This window comes from Roseovarius sp. MBR-79, from assembly GCF_053628555.1.
Window position 1 is genome coordinate 206,141 of record NZ_JBRJGP010000006.1, and the last position, 17,161, is coordinate 223,301.

The 17,161-nt window shown below is 64.5% G+C and carries 18 protein-coding genes, 1 tRNA gene and 6 pseudogenes; 17 read left to right on the plus strand and 8 right to left on the minus strand.

Going from position 1 to position 17,161, the window contains the following annotated elements:
- Positions 1–3 precede the first annotated feature (3 nt).
- The 12 genes from ACSSV8_RS08490 to ACSSV8_RS08545 all read left to right on the plus strand — a co-directional run bounded on the left by ACSSV8_RS08490 (position 4) and on the right by ACSSV8_RS08545 (position 11,210).
- A complete protein-coding gene (locus ACSSV8_RS08490; protein WP_354540129.1) occupies positions 4–1,275 on the plus strand; it encodes an MFS transporter in 1,272 nt (423 codons plus the stop codon).
- 86 nt (positions 1,276–1,361) lie between these two features.
- Positions 1,362–1,940 (plus strand): DUF924 family protein, encoded by a 579-nt coding sequence (locus ACSSV8_RS08495; protein WP_354540130.1) that lies wholly within the window; start codon positions 1,362–1,364, stop codon positions 1,938–1,940.
- A 112-nt stretch (positions 1,941–2,052) separates the two neighbouring features.
- A complete protein-coding gene (lpdA, locus tag ACSSV8_RS08500) occupies positions 2,053–3,447 on the plus strand; it encodes a dihydrolipoyl dehydrogenase (RefSeq protein WP_454282138.1) in 1,395 nt (464 codons plus the stop codon).
- Positions 3,448–3,499: 52 nt separating this feature from the next.
- On the plus strand, positions 3,500–4,543 hold the full coding sequence (locus ACSSV8_RS08505; RefSeq protein ID WP_354540132.1) for a cysteine desulfurase family protein: 1,044 nt from the start codon (positions 3,500–3,502) through the stop codon (positions 4,541–4,543).
- 16 nt (positions 4,544–4,559) lie between these two features.
- Positions 4,560–6,083 (plus strand): Fe-S cluster assembly protein SufB, encoded by a 1,524-nt coding sequence (gene sufB, locus ACSSV8_RS08510; RefSeq protein WP_354540133.1) that lies wholly within the window; start codon positions 4,560–4,562, stop codon positions 6,081–6,083.
- A gap of 16 nt (positions 6,084–6,099) precedes the next feature.
- Complete coding sequence (locus ACSSV8_RS08515) at positions 6,100–6,702, plus strand: hypothetical protein (RefSeq protein WP_454282139.1); 603 nt, start codon at positions 6,100–6,102, stop codon at positions 6,700–6,702.
- A gap of 31 nt (positions 6,703–6,733) precedes the next feature.
- Positions 6,734–7,489: a Fe-S cluster assembly ATPase SufC gene (sufC, locus tag ACSSV8_RS08520; protein WP_454282140.1), complete on the plus strand. Its 756-nt coding sequence runs from the start codon at positions 6,734–6,736 to the stop codon at positions 7,487–7,489.
- Positions 7,489–8,766: a SufB/SufD family protein gene (locus ACSSV8_RS08525; protein ID WP_454282151.1), complete on the plus strand. Its 1,278-nt coding sequence runs from the start codon at positions 7,489–7,491 to the stop codon at positions 8,764–8,766. Before sufC ends, ACSSV8_RS08525 begins: the two co-directional genes overlap by 1 nt.
- The gene (locus ACSSV8_RS08530; protein ID WP_454282141.1) at positions 8,766–9,251 is read left to right on the plus strand and encodes a YIP1 family protein; all 486 of its coding nucleotides are present in this window, start codon (positions 8,766–8,768) and stop codon (positions 9,249–9,251) included. The genes ACSSV8_RS08525 and ACSSV8_RS08530 overlap by 1 nt, the downstream gene beginning before the upstream one ends.
- Complete coding sequence (locus ACSSV8_RS08535; protein WP_454282142.1) at positions 9,248–9,844, plus strand: YIP1 family protein; 597 nt, start codon at positions 9,248–9,250, stop codon at positions 9,842–9,844. The genes ACSSV8_RS08530 and ACSSV8_RS08535 overlap by 4 nt, the downstream gene beginning before the upstream one ends.
- 2 nt (positions 9,845–9,846) lie before the next feature.
- On the plus strand, positions 9,847–11,067 hold the full coding sequence (locus tag ACSSV8_RS08540) for a cysteine desulfurase (RefSeq protein ID WP_454282143.1): 1,221 nt from the start codon (positions 9,847–9,849) through the stop codon (positions 11,065–11,067).
- 66 nt (positions 11,068–11,133) lie between these two features.
- Positions 11,134–11,210 (plus strand) — tRNA-Arg (locus ACSSV8_RS08545).
- A 154-nt stretch (positions 11,211–11,364) separates the two neighbouring features.
- Here ACSSV8_RS08545 and ACSSV8_RS08550 read toward each other — a convergent pair.
- The 3 genes and pseudogenes from ACSSV8_RS08550 to ACSSV8_RS08560 form a co-directional block, all read right to left on the minus strand.
- Entirely contained in the window at positions 11,365–11,598 is a 234-nt protein-coding gene (locus tag ACSSV8_RS08550; RefSeq protein ID WP_454282144.1) for a hypothetical protein, read from the minus strand.
- A 100-nt stretch (positions 11,599–11,698) separates the two neighbouring features.
- Positions 11,699–11,872 (minus strand): hypothetical protein, encoded by a 174-nt coding sequence (locus tag ACSSV8_RS08555; protein ID WP_354540140.1) that lies wholly within the window; start codon positions 11,870–11,872, stop codon positions 11,699–11,701.
- A pseudogene (locus ACSSV8_RS08560) lies at positions 11,865–12,311 on the minus strand (DUF3883 domain-containing protein); the annotation flags it as partial. The pseudogene ACSSV8_RS08560 and the gene ACSSV8_RS08555, both read right to left, overlap by 8 nt.
- Positions 12,312–12,320: 9 nt before the next feature.
- Here ACSSV8_RS08560 and ACSSV8_RS08565 point away from each other — a divergent pair.
- On the plus strand, positions 12,321–12,692 hold the full coding sequence (locus ACSSV8_RS08565) for an McrC family protein (protein WP_354540141.1): 372 nt from the start codon (positions 12,321–12,323) through the stop codon (positions 12,690–12,692).
- A gap of 233 nt (positions 12,693–12,925) precedes the next feature.
- Here ACSSV8_RS08565 and ACSSV8_RS08570 read toward each other — a convergent pair.
- Together ACSSV8_RS08570 and ACSSV8_RS08575 are read right to left on the minus strand one after the other, a co-directional pair.
- Positions 12,926–13,441, minus strand: a pseudogene (locus ACSSV8_RS08570) (phage distal tail protein, Rcc01695 family); the annotation flags it as partial.
- Positions 13,441–14,253 (minus strand): annotated as a pseudogene (locus ACSSV8_RS08575) (phage tail tape measure C-terminal domain-containing protein); the annotation flags it as partial. The pseudogenes ACSSV8_RS08575 and ACSSV8_RS08570, both read right to left, overlap by 1 nt.
- 384 nt (positions 14,254–14,637) lie before the next feature.
- Here ACSSV8_RS08575 and ACSSV8_RS08580 point away from each other — a divergent pair.
- A complete protein-coding gene (locus ACSSV8_RS08580; protein ID WP_354540145.1) occupies positions 14,638–14,919 on the plus strand; it encodes a type II toxin-antitoxin system RelE/ParE family toxin in 282 nt (93 codons plus the stop codon).
- Between the two features lie 22 nt (positions 14,920–14,941).
- Entirely contained in the window at positions 14,942–15,232 is a 291-nt protein-coding gene (locus ACSSV8_RS08585; RefSeq protein WP_354540146.1) for a HigA family addiction module antitoxin, read from the plus strand.
- Here ACSSV8_RS08585 and ACSSV8_RS08590 read toward each other — a convergent pair.
- The 3 genes and pseudogenes from ACSSV8_RS08590 to ACSSV8_RS08600 all read right to left on the minus strand — a co-directional run.
- On the minus strand, positions 15,203–15,346 hold the full coding sequence (locus ACSSV8_RS08590; protein ID WP_354540147.1) for a DUF7697 family protein: 144 nt from the start codon (positions 15,344–15,346) through the stop codon (positions 15,203–15,205). The two genes, ACSSV8_RS08585 and ACSSV8_RS08590, sit on opposite strands and share 30 nt — an antisense overlap.
- Before the next feature lie 98 nt (positions 15,347–15,444).
- Positions 15,445–15,882 carry a hypothetical protein gene (locus ACSSV8_RS08595; RefSeq protein WP_354540148.1) on the minus strand — a complete coding sequence of 146 codons (438 nt, stop codon included), beginning with the start codon at positions 15,880–15,882 and terminating at the stop codon, positions 15,445–15,447.
- Positions 15,882–16,016: pseudogene (locus tag ACSSV8_RS08600) on the minus strand (phage tail tube protein); the annotation flags it as partial. The gene ACSSV8_RS08595 and the pseudogene ACSSV8_RS08600, both read right to left, overlap by 1 nt.
- Here ACSSV8_RS08600 and ACSSV8_RS08605 point away from each other — a divergent pair.
- A pseudogene (locus ACSSV8_RS08605) lies at positions 16,015–16,441 on the plus strand (zinc ribbon domain-containing protein); the annotation flags it as partial. The pseudogenes ACSSV8_RS08600 and ACSSV8_RS08605 sit on opposite strands and share 2 nt — an antisense overlap.
- Before the next feature lie 84 nt (positions 16,442–16,525).
- A pseudogene (locus ACSSV8_RS08610) lies at positions 16,526–17,161 on the plus strand (helix-turn-helix domain-containing protein); the annotation flags it as partial.

Sequence of the window (17,161 nt, forward strand, 5' to 3'; positions counted from 1 at the left end):
ACGATGCTGAAGGTCCTTTCAGGTGCGTGGGCGCTGCTTCTCGGGATGATGCTCTTGCAGGTCGGCAACGGCATGCAGGGCACGCTGCTGGGGGTGCGCGGCGCGCTTGAGGGCTTTTCCACCTACGAGATGTCGGTGGTCATGTCGGCCTATTTCCTTGGGTTCCTGTTCGGCTCGCGCATGGCGCCCGAGATGATCCGTCGCGTTGGCCATGTGCGGGTCTTTGCCGCGCTCGGCTCGATGATATCGGCGGTACTGATCCTCTATCCCACGATCACCGAGCCATGGGCCTGGGCCCTCGGCCGGGTGCTGATCGGGTTCTGTTTCTCGGGGGTCTATGTGACCGCCGAAAGCTGGCTCAACAATTCGGCCACCAATGCCACGCGCGGCAAGGCGCTCTCGCTCTACATGATCGTGCAGATGGTGGGGATCGTCTCGGCGCAGGGCCTGATGGTGCTGGCGGACCCGTCGGGCTATGTGCTCTTCGTGATCCCCTCGGTGCTGGTGTCGCTCGCGTTCGCGCCGATCCTCTTGTCGGTCAGCCCGACACCCGCCTTTGATTCGACCAAGCCGTTGTCGCTGCGACGGATATTGGAAATCTCGCCGCTGGGCTGCGTGGGGATGCTTCTCACCGGGGGCGTCTTTGCCGCGCAATTCGGCATGGCCGCCGTCTACGGGGCCGAAGCGGGGCTGAGCGTGGGGCAGATTTCGGCCTTTGTCGCGTCCTTCTATATCGGCGCGGTGCTGGCGCAATATCCGCTGGGGTGGCTGTCGGACCGGATGGACCGGCGCAAGCTCATCGCGGGCGTGTCGCTGGTCACGGCGCTTGGCGCGGTGCTGGGCATGGCCTCGGCGGGGGATTACCGCCTGCTGCTGGCGGCGGCCTTTCTGGTGGGCGGCTCGTCCAACCCGCTCTATTCGCTGCTCATCGCCTATACCAACGACTTTCTGGAGCATGACGACATGGCCGCAGCGGCAGGCGGAATGGTCTTCATCAACGGGCTGGGGGCGATTGCCGGGCCGTTGATGGTGGGCTGGATGATGGGGGTCATGGGCCCCAAGGGCTATTTCCTCTACATCGCCGTGCTGATGGCCGCGCTCGTGGTCTATGCGCTCTACCGCATGACGCAGCGTGCTGCGCCGACGCCGTCGCAGACCGACAGCTACATGCCGGTCTCGCCCTCCTCCTCGCCGATGGCGGTGGAATTTGCGCAGGAAATCGCCATCGAGGCCGCGCAGGACGCCGAAGAATCCGCCAAAAGCGACGAAACATGACCCTTTTGAAGTAACATTTTACTAAGAAATGCTTAAGTTAAGGTGTAGCATGAATTTATTGTGACAGGGAAAGTGAGGAAAATCCCATGGTGTCGCCTGATGATGTGTTGCGCTTCTGGCTTGATGAGGTTGGCCCGAAGGGCTGGTATGAGAAGGATGACACGCTCGATGCGGAGATCCGGGCGCGTTTTCTCGGTGCCTGGGAGAACGCGCGCACCGGCACCTATGCGATGTGGCTGACATATCCCACCGGGACGCTGGCCTATGTCATCCTGACTGATCAGTTTCCGCGCAACATGTTCCGCGACGAGGCGCGCGCCTTCGAGACCGACCGCGCCGCGCTCGCGGCCGCCAAGGTGGCGATCAACCGGGGCTGGGACATGCGCATAGACGAGCCCGCGCGGCAATTCTTCTACCTGCCCCTGATGCATTCGGAAAATCTCTGCGATCAGGAACGCTGCATTCGCCTCATTTGCGAACGGATGCCCGAGCACGGGCCGGGCAACCTGCTTCATGCCCGCGCGCATCGCGAGGTGATCCGCCGCTTTGGCCGCTTCCCCTATCGCAACGCGGCGCTTGGCCGCGCCTCGACCGCGCCGGAACGCACGTTCGAGGACGAGGGCGGTTATGGCGCGCTTGTCCGGCAGGTGCAAAAGGCCGCCTGAGCGGCCCTGCATCCCGTGCATGGCAGGTTTTCCGGCCTGTGCTGCAATGCGGCGTTGTGATCTTTCGGAAAATAGTTTAACGCTGAACTAGTTTTCGGGGATGGAGGACCGCATGGCACCGCAAAGCTTTGACATGATCGTAATCGGGGCGGGACCGGGGGGCTATGTGGCCGCCATCCGGGGCGCGCAGCTTGGCCTCAAGGTGGCCATCGTCGAGCGCGAGCATATGGGCGGCATCTGCCTCAACTGGGGCTGCATCCCCACCAAGGCGATGCTGCGGTCCTCCGAGGTCTTTCACCTCATGCACCGGGCCAAGGAGTTCGGGCTGAGCGCGACAGGGATCGGCTATGATCTCGACGCGGTGGTGAAACGCTCGCGCAACGTGGCCAAGCAATTGAGCGGCGGCGTCGCACACCTCATGAAGAAGAACAAGGTCACGGTGGTGATGGGCGCGGCAAGCCTTCCCGCCAAGGGCCGTGTCAGCGTCAAGACCGACAAGGGCACCGAGGAACTGGCGGCCAAGCATATCGTGCTGGCCACCGGCGCACGCGCCCGCGAATTGCCGGGGCTGGAGGCGGACGGCGATCTCGTGTGGACCTACAAGCACGCGCTGGTGCCGCCGCGGATGCCGAAAAAGCTTCTGGTCATCGGCTCGGGCGCCATCGGGATCGAATTCGCCAGTTTCTACAACACGCTCGGATGCGATACGACCGTGGTCGAGGTGATGGAGCGCATCCTGCCGGTGGAGGATGCCGAAATCTCGGCCTTTGCCAAGAAGTCCTTTACCAAGCAGGGCATGAAGATCATGGAGAAAGCCATGGTCAAGCAACTCGACCGGGGCAAGGGCACCGTCACCGCGCATATCGAGATGGGCGGCAAGGTCGAGAAGCACGACTTCGACACGGTGATTTCCGCCGTCGGCATCGTCGGCAATACCGAGGGGCTGGGGCTGGAAGAGTTGGGCGTCAAGGTCGACCGCACCCATGTGGTCACCGATGAATACTGCCGCACCGGCGTGGATGGGCTCTATGCCATCGGCGATATCGCGGGCGCACCCTGGCTTGCGCACAAGGCCAGCCACGAGGGCGTGATGGTGGCCGAGCTGATCGCGGGCGGCCATCCGCACCCGGTGAAACCCGAGAGCATCGCAGGCTGCACCTATTGCCACCCGCAGGTGGCCAGCGTCGGCCTGACCGAGGCCAAGGCCAAGGAAAAAGGCCATGACATCAAGGTCGGCCGTTTCCCCTTCATCGGCAACGGCAAGGCGATTGCACTTGGCGAGCCGGAAGGTATGATCAAGACCGTGTTCGATGCGAAAACCGGCGAGCTTCTGGGCGCGCACATGATCGGCGCGGAAGTTACCGAACTTATTCAGGGCTATGTGGTGGGCCGTCAGCTTGAGACGACCGAGGAGGACCTGATGAATACGGTCTTCCCGCATCCCACCCTCAGCGAGATGATGCACGAAAGCGTTCTGGACGCTTACGGGCGCGTGATCCATATCTGACTGGGACGGCGCATGGCCCCGTCCCCAAGGCGAAAGCCACGAGAGGGACGGAATGAAACGCATATATCTGGACTGCAACGCCACGGCGCCGTTGCGCCCCGAGGCGCGCGCGGCGATGGTGGCGGCGATGGATGTCATCGGCAACCCGTCCTCGGTCCATGCCGAGGGGCGCGCGGCCAGGGGTCTTGTCGAGCGGGCGCGCGCGCAGGTCGCGGCGGCCTTCGGGGCCGAGGGGGCGGATGTGATATTCACCTCCGGCGCGACCGAGGCGGCGGCGCTTGCGCTCGAGGGGCGCGGCCTGGTCGGGGCGGGGATCGAGCATGACGCGGTGCGCGCCTGGATCACCGAGGATCTGGAGGTCGGCGCAAACGGGCAGGTTGCCGTAAAAGACCCCGCGCGCAGCACGCTGCAACTGGCCAATTCCGAAACCGGCATCCTCCAGACCCTGCCCGAGGGCCTTGCCGTCAGCGACATGACGCAGGCCTTTGGCAAGCTGCCGGTCGCCTTCAACTGGTCGGGCGCGCAGATGGCGCTTGTCTCGGCGCACAAGCTGGGCGGGCCAAAGGGCATCGGCGCGCTGGTGGTGCGGCGCGGCACCGATCTGGCGGCGCGGATCAGGGGCGGCGGGCAGGAGATGGGCCGCCGCGCGGGCACCGAGAACATCATCGGTATCGCCGGTTTCGGGGCTGCGGCCGAGGCGGCGGCCCGCGATCTGGCCGCCGGTGTCTGGGCGCGCGTGGAAAAAATTAGAAACATTCTAGAATCCGCTATTGCAGAGATTTCTAATGAGACTATTTTTGTCGGGAAAGACTCGCCCCGGCTGCCGAATACAAGCTGCTTCCTGACACCGGGATGGAAAGGGGAGACGCAGGTCATGGCGCTCGATCTTGCAGGCTTTGCCGTTTCGGCAGGGTCGGCCTGTTCCAGCGGCAAGGTGCAGGCCAGCCGGGTCTTGCTGGCCATGGGCTATGACGTGCCCGCCGCATCGTCGGCGCTGCGCGTCTCGCTCGGGCCGGAGGTGACGGAGGAGGATGTCATGCGCTTTGCCGAGGCCTGGGCAAAACGCTGGCAGCGACACAGGGCCAGACTGGCCTGAGAATTGGAGTGACGCGATGGCGGTTGTGGACGAAGTGCAGATCAAGGAAGGCGTCGATCAGGAAACGGTCGATGCGGTCCGGCAAGTGGGCAGCGCCTACAAGCACGGCTGGGAAACCGAGATCGAGATGGATTTCGCGCCCCTGGGCCTTGACGAGGATATCGTGCGCCTGATCTCGTCGAAGAACGAGGAACCCGAGTGGATGACCGAATGGCGTCTCGGGGCCTATCGCCGCTGGCTGAAGATGACGGAACCCGACTGGGCGATGGTCGATTACCCCAAGATCGACTTTCAGAACCAGTATTACTATGCCCGTCCCAAGTCCATGGAAACCAAGCCGAAATCGCTTGACGAGGTCGACCCCAAGCTGCTGGCCACCTATGCCAAGCTGGGCATCCCGCTCAAGGAACAGATGATCCTTGCGGGCGTCGAGGGGGCCGAGGACGCGCCCGCCGAGGGCCGCAAGGTGGCCGTGGATGCGGTTTTCGACAGCGTGAGCGTCGGCACCACCTTTCAGGCCGAGTTGAAACAGGCCGGCGTCATCTTCTGCTCGATCTCCGAGGCGATCCGCGAGCATCCCGAACTGGTTCGGAAATATCTCGGCTCGGTTGTGCCGGTCTCGGACAATTACTATGCCACGCTCAATTCGGCGGTGTTCTCGGATGGCTCCTTCGTCTACGTGCCGCCCGGTGTGCGCTGCCCGATGGAGCTTTCCACCTATTTCCGCATCAATGCCGAAAACACCGGCCAGTTCGAGCGCACGCTCATTATCGCCGACAAGGGCGCTTATGTGAGCTACTTGGAGGGTTGCACCGCGCCGCAGCGCGACACCAGCCAGCTTCACGCCGCGGTGGTGGAACTCGTTGCGCTGGAAGATGCCGAGATCAAGTATTCCACCGTCCAGAACTGGTATCCCGGCGACGAGACCGGCAAGGGCGGGATCTACAATTTCGTCACCAAGCGCGCCGATTGCCGGGGCGACCGCTCCAAGGTGATGTGGACGCAGGTCGAGACCGGCAGTGCGGTGACGTGGAAATACCCGTCCTGCATCCTGCGCGGGGACGAGTCCCAAGGCGAATTCTACTCCATCGCCATCACCAACAACTATCAGCAGGCCGATACCGGCACCAAGATGGTGCATCTGGGCAAGAACACCCGTTCGCGCATTGTCTCCAAGGGGATCAGCGCGGGCCATGCCCAGAACACCTATCGCGGGCTTGTGTCGATGCACCCCAAGGCGAAGAACAGCCGCAACTATACCCAATGCGACAGCCTGCTCATCGGCGACAAGTGCGGCGCGCATACGGTGCCCTATATCGAGGTCAAGAACAACTCCAGCCGGGTCGAGCACGAGGCGACGACATCGAAGGTGGATGACGATCAGCTCTTCTATTGCCGCGCGCGCGGCATGGACGAGGAGGAGGCGGTGGCGCTTGTCGTCAACGGCTTCTGCCGCGAGGTGCTTCAGGCGCTGCCGATGGAATTTGCCATGGAGGCGCAGCAACTGGTGGCCATTTCGCTTGAGGGGTCGGTGGGCTGAGCGCCCCCGCGTCACGATGACCGACACGCCCACCATCACCCGCCCCGAGCTGACCCTGCCCGAGGCCGAGGCCGCCCATCTGCGCGCGGCCTATGAGGATGCTTCGGCGATCCTCGAATACGGCTCGGGCGGCTCGACGGTGATGGCGTCGGAAATGCCGGGAAAACGCGTCTGGTCGGTCGAGAGCGACGAGGCCTGGGCGGCGATGATGCGCGGCTGGCTCAAGGCCAACCCGCCCGCCCCCGGGACGACGGTCGAGGTGATCTGGGCCGATATCGGCCCGACCGAGGAGTGGGGCCACCCCGCCGACAAGAGCGGCTATCTGCGCTATGCGCGTTATCCGCTGGGGATTTGGGAGCGCACGGATGTCATCCCCGATCTGGTGCTGGTTGACGGGCGGTTTCGCACCGGCTGCGCGCTGGCGGCGGCGCTTCATGCCAAGGGGCCCCTGCGGCTTCTCTTCGATGATTACGCGCCGCGCCGCCATTACCACCGGATCGAGGAGTTCATCGGCGCGCCCTGCCGGATGATCGGACGCATGGCCGAATTCGAGATTGCACCGCTCACCCTTGCGCCGCGCGACCTTGCCACCGCAATCGAGATGATGCTGCGGCCCTGACGCTGCAAGAAACACCTGAGAGGAAATAAAAATGCTGGAAATCAATAACCTGCACGTCGATCTTGAAGAAGAGGACAAGGCGATCCTCAAAGGCGTCAACCTCAGTGTCGAGGCGGGCAAGGTCCATGCGATCATGGGGCCGAACGGCTCGGGGAAATCGACGCTGTCTTATGTCCTCTCGGGGCGGGGCGGCTATACCGTCACGCAAGGCAGCGCCACGCTCGACGGTGCGGACCTGCTGGAGATGGAACCCGAAGAGCGCGCCGCCGCCGGACTTTTCCTTGCGTTTCAATACCCTGTCGAAATCCCCGGTGTGGGCAACATGACCTTTCTGCGCACCGCCGTGAACGCACAGCGCAAGGCGCGCGGCGAGGGCGAAATCAGTGCCGCCGATTTCCTCAAGCTCGTGCGCGAAAAGGCCAAGGCGCTCAAGATCGACGCCGACATGCTCAAGCGCCCGGTCAATGTGGGCTTTTCGGGCGGCGAGAAGAAGCGCAACGAGATCCTGCAAATGGCCATGCTGGAGCCGCGCATGTGTATCCTCGACGAAACCGATTCGGGCCTTGACGTGGACGCGATGAAGCTGGTGGCCGATGGTGTGAACGCATTGCGCGACGCAGGGCGTGGATTTCTGGTTATCACGCATTATCAACGACTTCTGGACCATATTGTGCCGGATGTGGTGCATATCATGGCCGATGGCCGGATCATCAAGTCGGGCGGGGCCGATCTTGCGCTCGAGGTGGAGAAAAACGGTTATGCCGACATCCTGACGGAGGTGGCATGATGGCGAGCCCGCAGGCGAAGGAGGCCCCGGCCATGGATACCCGACCACTTCCCGCGGGCGGTGTCTGGATCACGGCGGCCCGCAAGGCGGCACAGGCGCGGCTGACCGGGATGGGCCTGCCGCAGCGGCGCGACGAATACTGGAAATTCACCCGTCCCGACAGCCTGACCGTGCCCGAGGCCCCGCGCGCCGCGCTGTTTCAGGGCGAGGTGCCCGAGGTGTTCGGCGCGCGTGACCGGCTGCGCATCGTGTTCGTGGATGGCGTGTTTGACCCGCAGGCAAGCGACGATCTGGCGCTTGAGGGCGTGCGGATCGAGCGGCTGGCGGAGGTCGAGGCGCAGGATATCCACTGGGCGCGCGATCTTTACGGCACGCTTGAGGCGCGCGGGCAAGATCCGGTGCCGCGCCCGCTGGCCGCACTGAACACGGCGCAGGCGCGCGACGGTGTCCTGATCCATGTCACGGGGCAGGCCCGCAAGCCGATCCATCTGGTTTATGTCCATAAATCAGAGGTTTCCGACGCGATCTTGCACCATTGCATACGTCTTGATGCGGGGGCCGAGCTGACCCTTCTCGAAACCGGTCCGGCCGCCGCGCGGTTCAACAAGGTGATGGAGGTGGACGTGGCCGATAGCGCCGCCTTCCACCACCTGCGCATCCAGGGGCCCGACCATGAGCGCCGCGCGATTACCCATATCTTTGCCCGTCTGGCGCAAGAGGCGGTGTTCAAGACCTTCAGCCTGACAGCGAATGGCGTGCTCACGCGCAACGAATGCGTGATCGAGATCGCGGGCGATGATGCCAGCGCCCATGTCGCGGGCGCTGCGATGGGGGGCGGTGATTTTCACCATGATGACACGGTGTTCATCACCCATGACGCGCTGCGCGGCGAGAGCCGGCAGGTCTTCAAGAAGGTGCTGCAAAACGGGGCGACGGGCGTGTTTCAGGGCAAGATCCTCGTGAAACCCGGCGCGCAGAAAACCGATGGCTACCAGATCAGCCAGGCGCTGCTGCTCGATGACGACAGCCAGTTCCTCGCCAAGCCCGAGCTTGAGATCTACGCCGATGACGTGGCCTGTTCGCACGGGTCCACCTCTGGCGCGATTGACGAGGACGCGCTTTACTACCTGCGCGCGCGCGGCATCCCGAAACCCATCGCGACCGACCTGATGGTGCTGTCCTTCCTGGCCGAGGCGGTGGCCGAGATCGCCGATGAGGGGCTGCGCGACGAGATCATCGGCCATTTCGAGGCCTGGCTGGAGCGGCGGCACGGCTGATGCCCGTCGCACAGGATATTGCGGCCACCTATCGGGGGCCGCGCCGGGTGGTGGCGCGGCTTCTGGCCATGGGGCCGCGCGAGGATCGCGCACTGGCGCTGCTGATGGGGGGCTGTGCGCTGGTGTTCGTGGCGCAATGGCCGCGACTGGCACGAGAGGCGCATCTGGCCCACGAGGCGCTCAACCCGCGCCTTGCGGGTGCGCTGCTGGGCTGGATCGTGATCGCGCCGCTGATGTTCTATCTGCTGGCCTTCATCAGCCAGTTGATCGCGCGGCTGATCGGCGGGCGGGTGACGGGGTATGGTGCGCGGATCGCCCTTTTCTGGGCGTTTCTCGCCGCGGCACCGGTTCTGTTGCTGCACGGGCTGGTGGCGGGGTTCATCGGTCCCGGCGCAGGGATGACGATCATCGGCGCGATCTGGTGTGGCGTTTTCCTGTGGTTCTGGCTATCGGGTCTGCGTGAGGCAGGATGGAGCAGGCGATGAACGGCGCGGATTTCTGGGCATTGGTGCGGCAGACCCTGTTTCAGCCGCGCGCGGCCGCCGCGCACCTCCTGGCGCTGCGTGTGCGCCCCGAGGCCGGGTGGCTGGGGCTGGCGCTCATGGCGGTGCTCAACACGCTGGTCTATACGCTCTCGATCCGCATGAGCCCGCCCTCTGACCCGATGGCCATGGGCATGGTGGGGCCGGCCTTTCACATGCCGGTGCTCTTTGCACTCATGCTCTTTGGCGCGCTTGCCTTCACCGTGCTGGCGCTGACCCATGTGGGGCGCTTCATGGGCGGGCAGGGTGGCGTCGGCGACGTGCTGATCCTGCTCACCTGGATGCAGGTGCTGCGGCTTCTGGTGCAACTTGGCGTCGTGGTGCTGGCACTGGTTGTGCCGGTTTTCGGCGCGCTGGTGGTGCTGGTGGCGGCGGTCTGGGGAATCGTGATCCTTCTGGCCTTTGTGGATGTGGCGCACGGGTTCGGGAGCCTCTTTCGCGCGGCGGGTGCGGTGGTGGCATCCATCGTGGTGCTGGCGGTGGCGCTCAGCGTGGTTTTCAGCCTGCTTGGCGTGACCATGATCGGAGGAATGTGAGCATGTATGATGTCGAAACGATCCGGGCCGATTTTCCGATTCTCGCGCGCGAGGTGAACGGCAAGCCGTTGGTCTATCTCGACAACGGGGCCTCGGCGCAAAAGCCGCGCGCGGTGATTGACGCGGTGACGCAGGCCTATTCCCATGAATACGCGAATGTTCACAGGGGCTTGCACTACCTTTCCAATGTAGCCACCGAGAAATACGAGGCCGTGCGCGGCATCATCGCGCGCTTTCTCGGCGTGGCGGACGAGCGGCAGATCGTGCTCAATTCCGGCACCACCGAGGGCATCAACATGGTGGCCTATGGCTGGGCCATGCCGCGCATGGCGGCGGGGGACGAGATCGTGCTCTCGGTCATGGAGCATCACGCCAATATCGTGCCGTGGCATTTCCTGCGCGAGCGGCAGGGCGTGGTGCTGAAATGGGTGGATGTGGATGCGACCGGCCATCTCGATCCGCAAAAGGTGATCGATGCCATCGGGCCGAAGACGAAACTTGTTGCAATTACACATCTTTCCAATGTCCTGGGGACAATAGTTGATGTGAAATCCATCTGCGATGCCGCGCACACGCGCGGCGTTCCGGTGCTGGTCGACGGCTCTCAGGCGGCCGTTCACATGCCGCTCGACCTCGACGGGATGGGCTGTGATTTCTACGCCATAACCGGTCACAAGCTCTATGGTCCGTCAGGCTCTGGCGCGATCTTCGTGAGGCATGAGCGCATGGCCGAGATGCGCCCCTTCATGGGTGGCGGTGACATGATCCGCGAGGTGACCAAGGAGGCCGTGACCTATAACGACCCGCCGATGAAATTCGAGGCCGGCACGCCGGGGATCGTGCAGACGATCGGGCTTGGCGTCGCGCTCGAATACATGATGGGCGTGGGAATGGAGGCCATCGCGGCCCACGAGGGCGATCTTGCGCGTTATGCGCGCGCGCGGCTCTCGGGGCTGAACTGGCTTGGCCTTCAGGGCACGACCGAGAGCAAGGCCGCGATCTTTTCCTTTACCATGGAGGGCGCGGCGCACGCGCATGACATCTCGACCATCCTCGACAAGAAGGGCGTCGCGGTGCGCGCGGGTCAGCACTGCGCGGGCCCGCTGATGGATCACATGGGCGTGTCGGCCACCTGCCGCGCGTCGTTTGCGATGTACAACACGCGGGCCGAAGTCGACAAGCTCGTCGAGGCGCTGGAACTGGCGCATGACCTCCTGGCCTGAATTAGCGATTGCGGCACCGCGCGCGCGCGGCTATACCGCCCCGCGTGAGACGTTGAAATTCAACGGGCACCCATAGCTCAGCTGGATAGAGTGTCGCCCTCCGAAGGCGAAGGTCGTAGGTTCGAATCCTACTGGGTGCGCCATTTCGCAATTAGCCGATGAAATACCCCCTAACACCTTGAAGGGGAAAGAAATTTATTGGGTTCGAACACCCCGATTCCGGCAGTAGCCGATAGGCTCGACAAAAGCCAGTCTGAGCACCATTTGTTGCCCAGCCAAACTTGAATTTTTCCAAATTTACCAAGGATTTGCCTGGAAATTCATGGCGAGTTCGAACGACTCCTCAAAGGTATGCTTGGGCTTTCCAGCCGAAGCGATCTGCTCTTCGATCAGGATTCGGTCCTCTTCGAGCTTTTTAATCTTGCGCTCGAAGGCATTCCAGTACTCCGCCCGCGCCGTTAATATCGGCGCGAAGCTTGAGATGCGCTTCAAGACCGCGTGCACGGCGCGAAATATCATCGATAATGACAACGTGCGGGTCTTTCCGCTGGCGGCGCAGGAACGTGTGCATGTCCGCCATACCAGGGCGTGCGGTGAGGCTTCCCGACATAACCGTGAAGCGGTGAACCAGTTACTCGGCGCGTTCGACTTCTGGGAATACAAGCAGGAAGGCTGGAACCAGCAGCAGACCATCCCGGCCTTCAGCGACGACATTCCGCTCAGCGAGATAATCCCGTTTATTGGGCAAATCCGCTACAAGAACCCCGGCGATAGCTTGCAGCATTCGGCCATCATGGTCGTTCATGCGCCAGCACGCGCTCCTCGCCCGCGCGGCCGAGCGCCCGGTTGCGCTCGTCCCGGCCTGCCACGTCGAACTTGTGGGCGATGTGGAGCATCGGCTCCAGCTCATGCGGGGGCGGCTGGTTCGACAGCGTCGGCGGCGGCCTGATCCAGATCTGCGTCGCCTCGCGCAGGCCAGTGGCGGTTTGCAGCCCCGGTTGGCGCCCGAGCCAGGCCGGGTTCAGCGCCAGCCACCGCGCCACGGCATCCACCAAGGTCATCTGGAAGTTGAAAGCGGGCTTGTAGCCGGGGATCCAGTCCTCGCCGAGCCCCTTCAGCACCGCGCTGATGTTCTGGTGCTTGAACTCGACGGACCCCTCGGACCGGTCGTTCAGCAGCGGCAGGAGCGCGCGGCGATGCTCGGCCTTGCTGTAGCGGCGCGCAGAGATGTCGTCGGCCAGCATCGCGAAGTAATGCAGACCGATATTGTGCTCGAAAATGTGGTGTCGGCGCGCCGCATCGTGATCGACACCAAGTTCACCGAGATTGTCACAGCTGGCTGGCGGCGCGAGGCGACGCTGCGCAGCGGATATCTTTACCAAGTCTACGCCTATCTGCGCTCCCAGACAGGTCGGGGCGACGCGCTGGCGGACCGCGCCGAGGGCGTGCTTCTGCACCCAACGATCGGAGAAGCGATGGACCAAGCCATTTCTGTGCATGGACATCTGATTCGTTTCGCCACAGTCGATCTCGCAGCCGACGGCACGGCCTTTCGTCGGCAACTTCTCAAACTCACTCATCAGTTTCAGGGCGAGACACCCCCTGATGAACCTCCAGCCCCCTAGCGGCGTGCAGCTTGCTGCAGAGAACGAGTTTCAGCGTGCCTCCTTCAGCCGACCTTGCAGCCCCAGAACGAGGTGTGATCGGCGGCGAAGTAGCCGTCCGCGACCCGGAAATACCCCTGGAGCTCGACGGTATCGCCGGCAGTCAGAGGGACCATCGTCTGCAGCCAGATCGCGGTGGCGAGCGAGACATGGGTGGCGGAGATTTCGCCGACGGAGCCGCGGATTTCCGTCGTGCCGTTCAGCACGAGCCGCCCTCGCATGCGGGCCGTACCGAAGGTGACGACGCCAGTGGCGGTGTCGACCGACCAGCCGGAGGGCTGCTCGACCCCGCTGATGGCGATGCGCACGTTGCCCGCCACCGGCTTGGCGATGGCGCGCGTCCAGGATTGCGCCCCTGAGGTATAGCGCTTGACCAGCTGGAAGGCGGTCGTCGTGCCGTCGCCGGTGCCGATCGTCTGGTCGGTCGGCGAGGGTGTGCCCGAGGGAAGGCAGGACTTGTGGTCGCCCCAGTCCTTGAACCGAAATCCATGCAGGCGCCCGTTGCGCGCCTCGAAGAAGGCGACGACGGCGGCGAGATCGTCGGCGCGGCGGATGCCGTAGGCGACGTCGTAGCGGCGGCGGCTGTTCGCTCAGCTGGCGTTCCTCTTCTCGTCGCCCGAGGCGAGTTCGACGATCTGCGTGCGCCGCTCGGGTCCGCCGCGCGCGCCGCGGCTGATATTGTCGGGAAACCGGACCTCGTGAAACGCCATCACATGCCCCTCCGCCCGAGCGACACGGCGCGGGCGATATCCGCCGCGACCTGCGTGCGGGACTGCCGGAAACTCTCGGCGTCGCGGGCCATGATCGTGACATTGACGCCGCCGCCTGCGCCGTAGCTCTGCGCTTCGCGTCGCGACAGCAGCTGCTCTCCACGCTGCAGGATCGCGGGCACCTCGTCGTGACGAAGCCCAGCCATCCCGCCGCCATGCATTCGCGGGGCAGCGGCGAAGGCCATGGCCGGGACCATGCGCGAGGGCCCGGCAGAGCCGACCATCCCGCCCGCATGCAGGACGTTCGCGAAAATGCCGCCCGCCCCGGAGAACACGCCGGAGAGCGCATTGGCGATCGGCCCGAGGATGAACCGCCGCGCCGCGAGCTGGGCCAGATCGGCGAGCAGAGAGGTGACGAGATCGTGGAAGTTCAGCTTCCCGGTCTTCACGAACTGGCCCACCGCGTTCTCGGCCGACTGGAAGGCGCCGACGAGGCTCTGGCCGATGTCGCCACCGATCTCGCGCGCCTTGCTCGCGTAATCCGACAGCGCCGCCGTGACCGCCTGCCAGCCGGTGACGGCGGCCTCGGTGTCGGGCTCCGCTGCCGCAGCAGCAGCCCCGGCCGTCGCACCTGCACCCGTGGCAGCGCGTCCGGCATCGCCAAGCGCCGTCTCCAGCCGCTCGGCCGCGCTAGTGGCCCCGGTCAGCGCGTCCGCGCCATCCTGATCGCTCCCGCGCACGGCATCGCGAAGCGCCTGCCAGCTTTCCAGCGGGGCACGCGCACTCTCGGCCAGATCGCGCGCGGCCCAGCGTCTGGATCGAGGCGACGGTGGTGCCGAGGGACTGCGCGAGCTTCGCCTGCGCATCGACCGTCTGCAGCCCGGAGCGGATCATCGCCACGCCAGCGGCGGCAGCGGCGGCCACGGCGGCAACGGCCGCGATCTTCACCCGGCGCGAGAAGGCGGCAAGCCGGGCATTCGCCGCCTCCATCTCCCGGCTGAGCCGCCCAAACCCGCGCGCGCCAGCCTCGCCGACACCTTCCAGCTCCGCGCGCACCTGCCGTCCACCCACGGCCGCGAGGCGGACGCTGACCCGTTTTTCCGCCATTCCCGATATTCCTTGTGAAGAAGACGTCAGCCCGCAGAACGGCTCCACGCGCCCCTTGAAATATGTATCATGTCGTGATACATACCCTCATGATCGTCAGCACGAAAGGCAAGCGCGCGGCGAACGCGGTGGCAGACCGGTTCGGCAAGGGTTTCCCGGCCGACCTGGTCAAGCGAGCGCGGGCGATGTTGTCGGCGCTCGATGCCGCCGTGGTTCTCGAGGATCTCCGGTTCCCGCCGGGCAATCACCTCGAGGAACTGAAAGGCGACCGGGCGGGACAGCATTCGGTGCGCGTGGGCGGCCAGTGGCGCATCTGCTTCGTGTGGACCGATCAGGGACCGGCCGACGTCGAGATCGTCGACTATCATTGAACGGGCATTGAAAGGGCGCGACATGACACTGATGAAGAATCCCTCTCACCCCGGCGAGGTTCTGGAGGAACTCTATCTCGGGCCGCTCGACATGAGTCCGATCGCGCTCGCTCGGCGTCTGCATGTGCCCCGCACGCGGATCGAACGGTTGGTGAAGGCTGAAACCGCTCTCACCGTGGACACTGCGATGCGGCTGGCGAAGTTCTTCCGCACCACCCCGGAATACTGGATGAACCTGCAACGCGCCTGGGATCTCGCGCGAGCGCGCGACACGGTCGACGTCTCAGGCATCACGCCGCTCGAGACCGCCTGACGCCATCTGTTCGTTGAGCTTGGCCACCATCACCGCCTCGATCACCGGCAGCAGTTCGGCCATGGCGAGGGGTGGGACGCCGAGGGCGTTACCGAGCGCCAGCGCCGCCGACATGTCCCAGCCGATCACCGCGCCGGGGAGTACGCGAAGCTGACCGCCGAGGCGACCTACGAGGTCCCAGACCTGCCAGCCTTCGTGGGTCAGCGGCCGGTTCAGCCGCGCCGGGCAGTCTTCGCACGTCGCTTGGCAGGCGTCGCAGTAGCGCTCGCCCCCGCCGAAGGACCATTCGGCGAGAGCGCGGAGGCGTTTTTTTCCTGTTCCAGTAGCAGGCCTTTCGAGACATAGGTCAGCTGGAAGGCTTCGAAGATCGGCCAGACGTCGAGCAGCGCGTCGATGGCCTCGGGGCTGGGCTCGATGGAATTGCCGTCGGCGTCGCCGATGCCTTCCCACGCGAGCACCGCCCGCCGCGCCAGCGCCTTGGCGAAGGCGACAGCCCGCTCTTCGTCGGAAGCCTCCTCGGGCACCGCTTCGACGGCGGAATCGCTGCGGGTCGCCACCATCAGCGCGGTGGTCAGCGGTCGCAACTGCACCCGGACGCCGGGTGCCAGGTCATGCCAGCGCGGCGCGTTCGTCAGATCAAGCGTCAGCATCAATAGGTCTCCACGTCGTTCACGAGGGTGGCGGTGCACATCCGGCCGACCACACTGTCGCGCGCGGCCTGCCAATCGAAGGTCGCCTGCACGCCCTGCGGCCCGGAAATGTCGATGCGCGGGCGCGGCAGGTATCCCGGCGAGCACGACGCCATCATCGACCACGCGACGTGGGATCGCGTCCATGCGATCCTGCAGGAGAGCCCCCGGAAGCGCGCCGCGCGCACCCGCGCCGACACGCCCGCGCTGCTGAAGGGGCTGCTGTACGGTCCCGATGGTGCGGCGTTCTCGCCGACCCATACGCGCAAAGGCGACAGGCTCTACCGCTACTACGTCAGCCAGACGGTGCTGAAGCATGGCGCCGGGTCGTGCCTGGTCGGGCGCGTGCCTGCGGGCGAGATTGAGGCCGCTGTCATTGACCAGCTGCGCGCCGTGTTCCGCCAGCCGGAGATCGTTGCGGGGACTTGGAAGGCGGCGCGCGTCCACACCGACGACATCTCCGAGGACGACGCCCGCGAGGCGCTGACCGGGCTGGATCCGCTTTGGGACGAATTCTTGTCGGCCATCAGCGCCCATGGAACTGTTTGGGCTGATTGCATAGCGGAGGGTTTGCGGCTCATCTTAACCCTAGATGGAGTTGAAGATGATGAAGAAACCTGTGACGACGAAGGCCCCTGCCGAGCAGGTCGTGAAGGATATCCGGCGTGCGACGCGCAAGTTGCATTCGTCCGAGGAGAAGATCCGGATCGTGCTATCCGGCCTTCGTGGTGAGGACAGCATTGCCGAGCTGTGCCGCAAGGAAGGGATCGCCCAAAGCCTGTATTACAGCTGGTCGAAGGAATTTCTTGAGGCCGGCAAGAAGCGGCTGGCCGGTGATACGGCCCGCCAGGCGAATACAGGCGAGGTGAAGGATCTGCGCGCCGAGGCTTTGGCACTGAAGGAACTGGTGGCCGATCTCAGCCTTGAAAACCGTCTGCTCAAAAAAAACATGACCGGGGCTGGGGGCGACCAAGAATGAGATACCCCGCCGCTGAAAAGCTCGAAATCATCCGGCTGGTGGAGCAGTCGCATCTGCCTGTCAGGCGCACGCTAGCCAAGATCAGCATCCCACCGACTACGTTCTATCGGTGGTATGACCGTTTTGTCGAACATGGGCCTGAGGGATTGGAAGATCGCCCTTCTTGCCCTTCCCGGGTCTGGAACCGCATCCCCGATGCGGTGCGGGATCAGATCGTGGCGCTGGCGCTGGACGAGCCGGAGCTATCGCCCCGCGAATTGG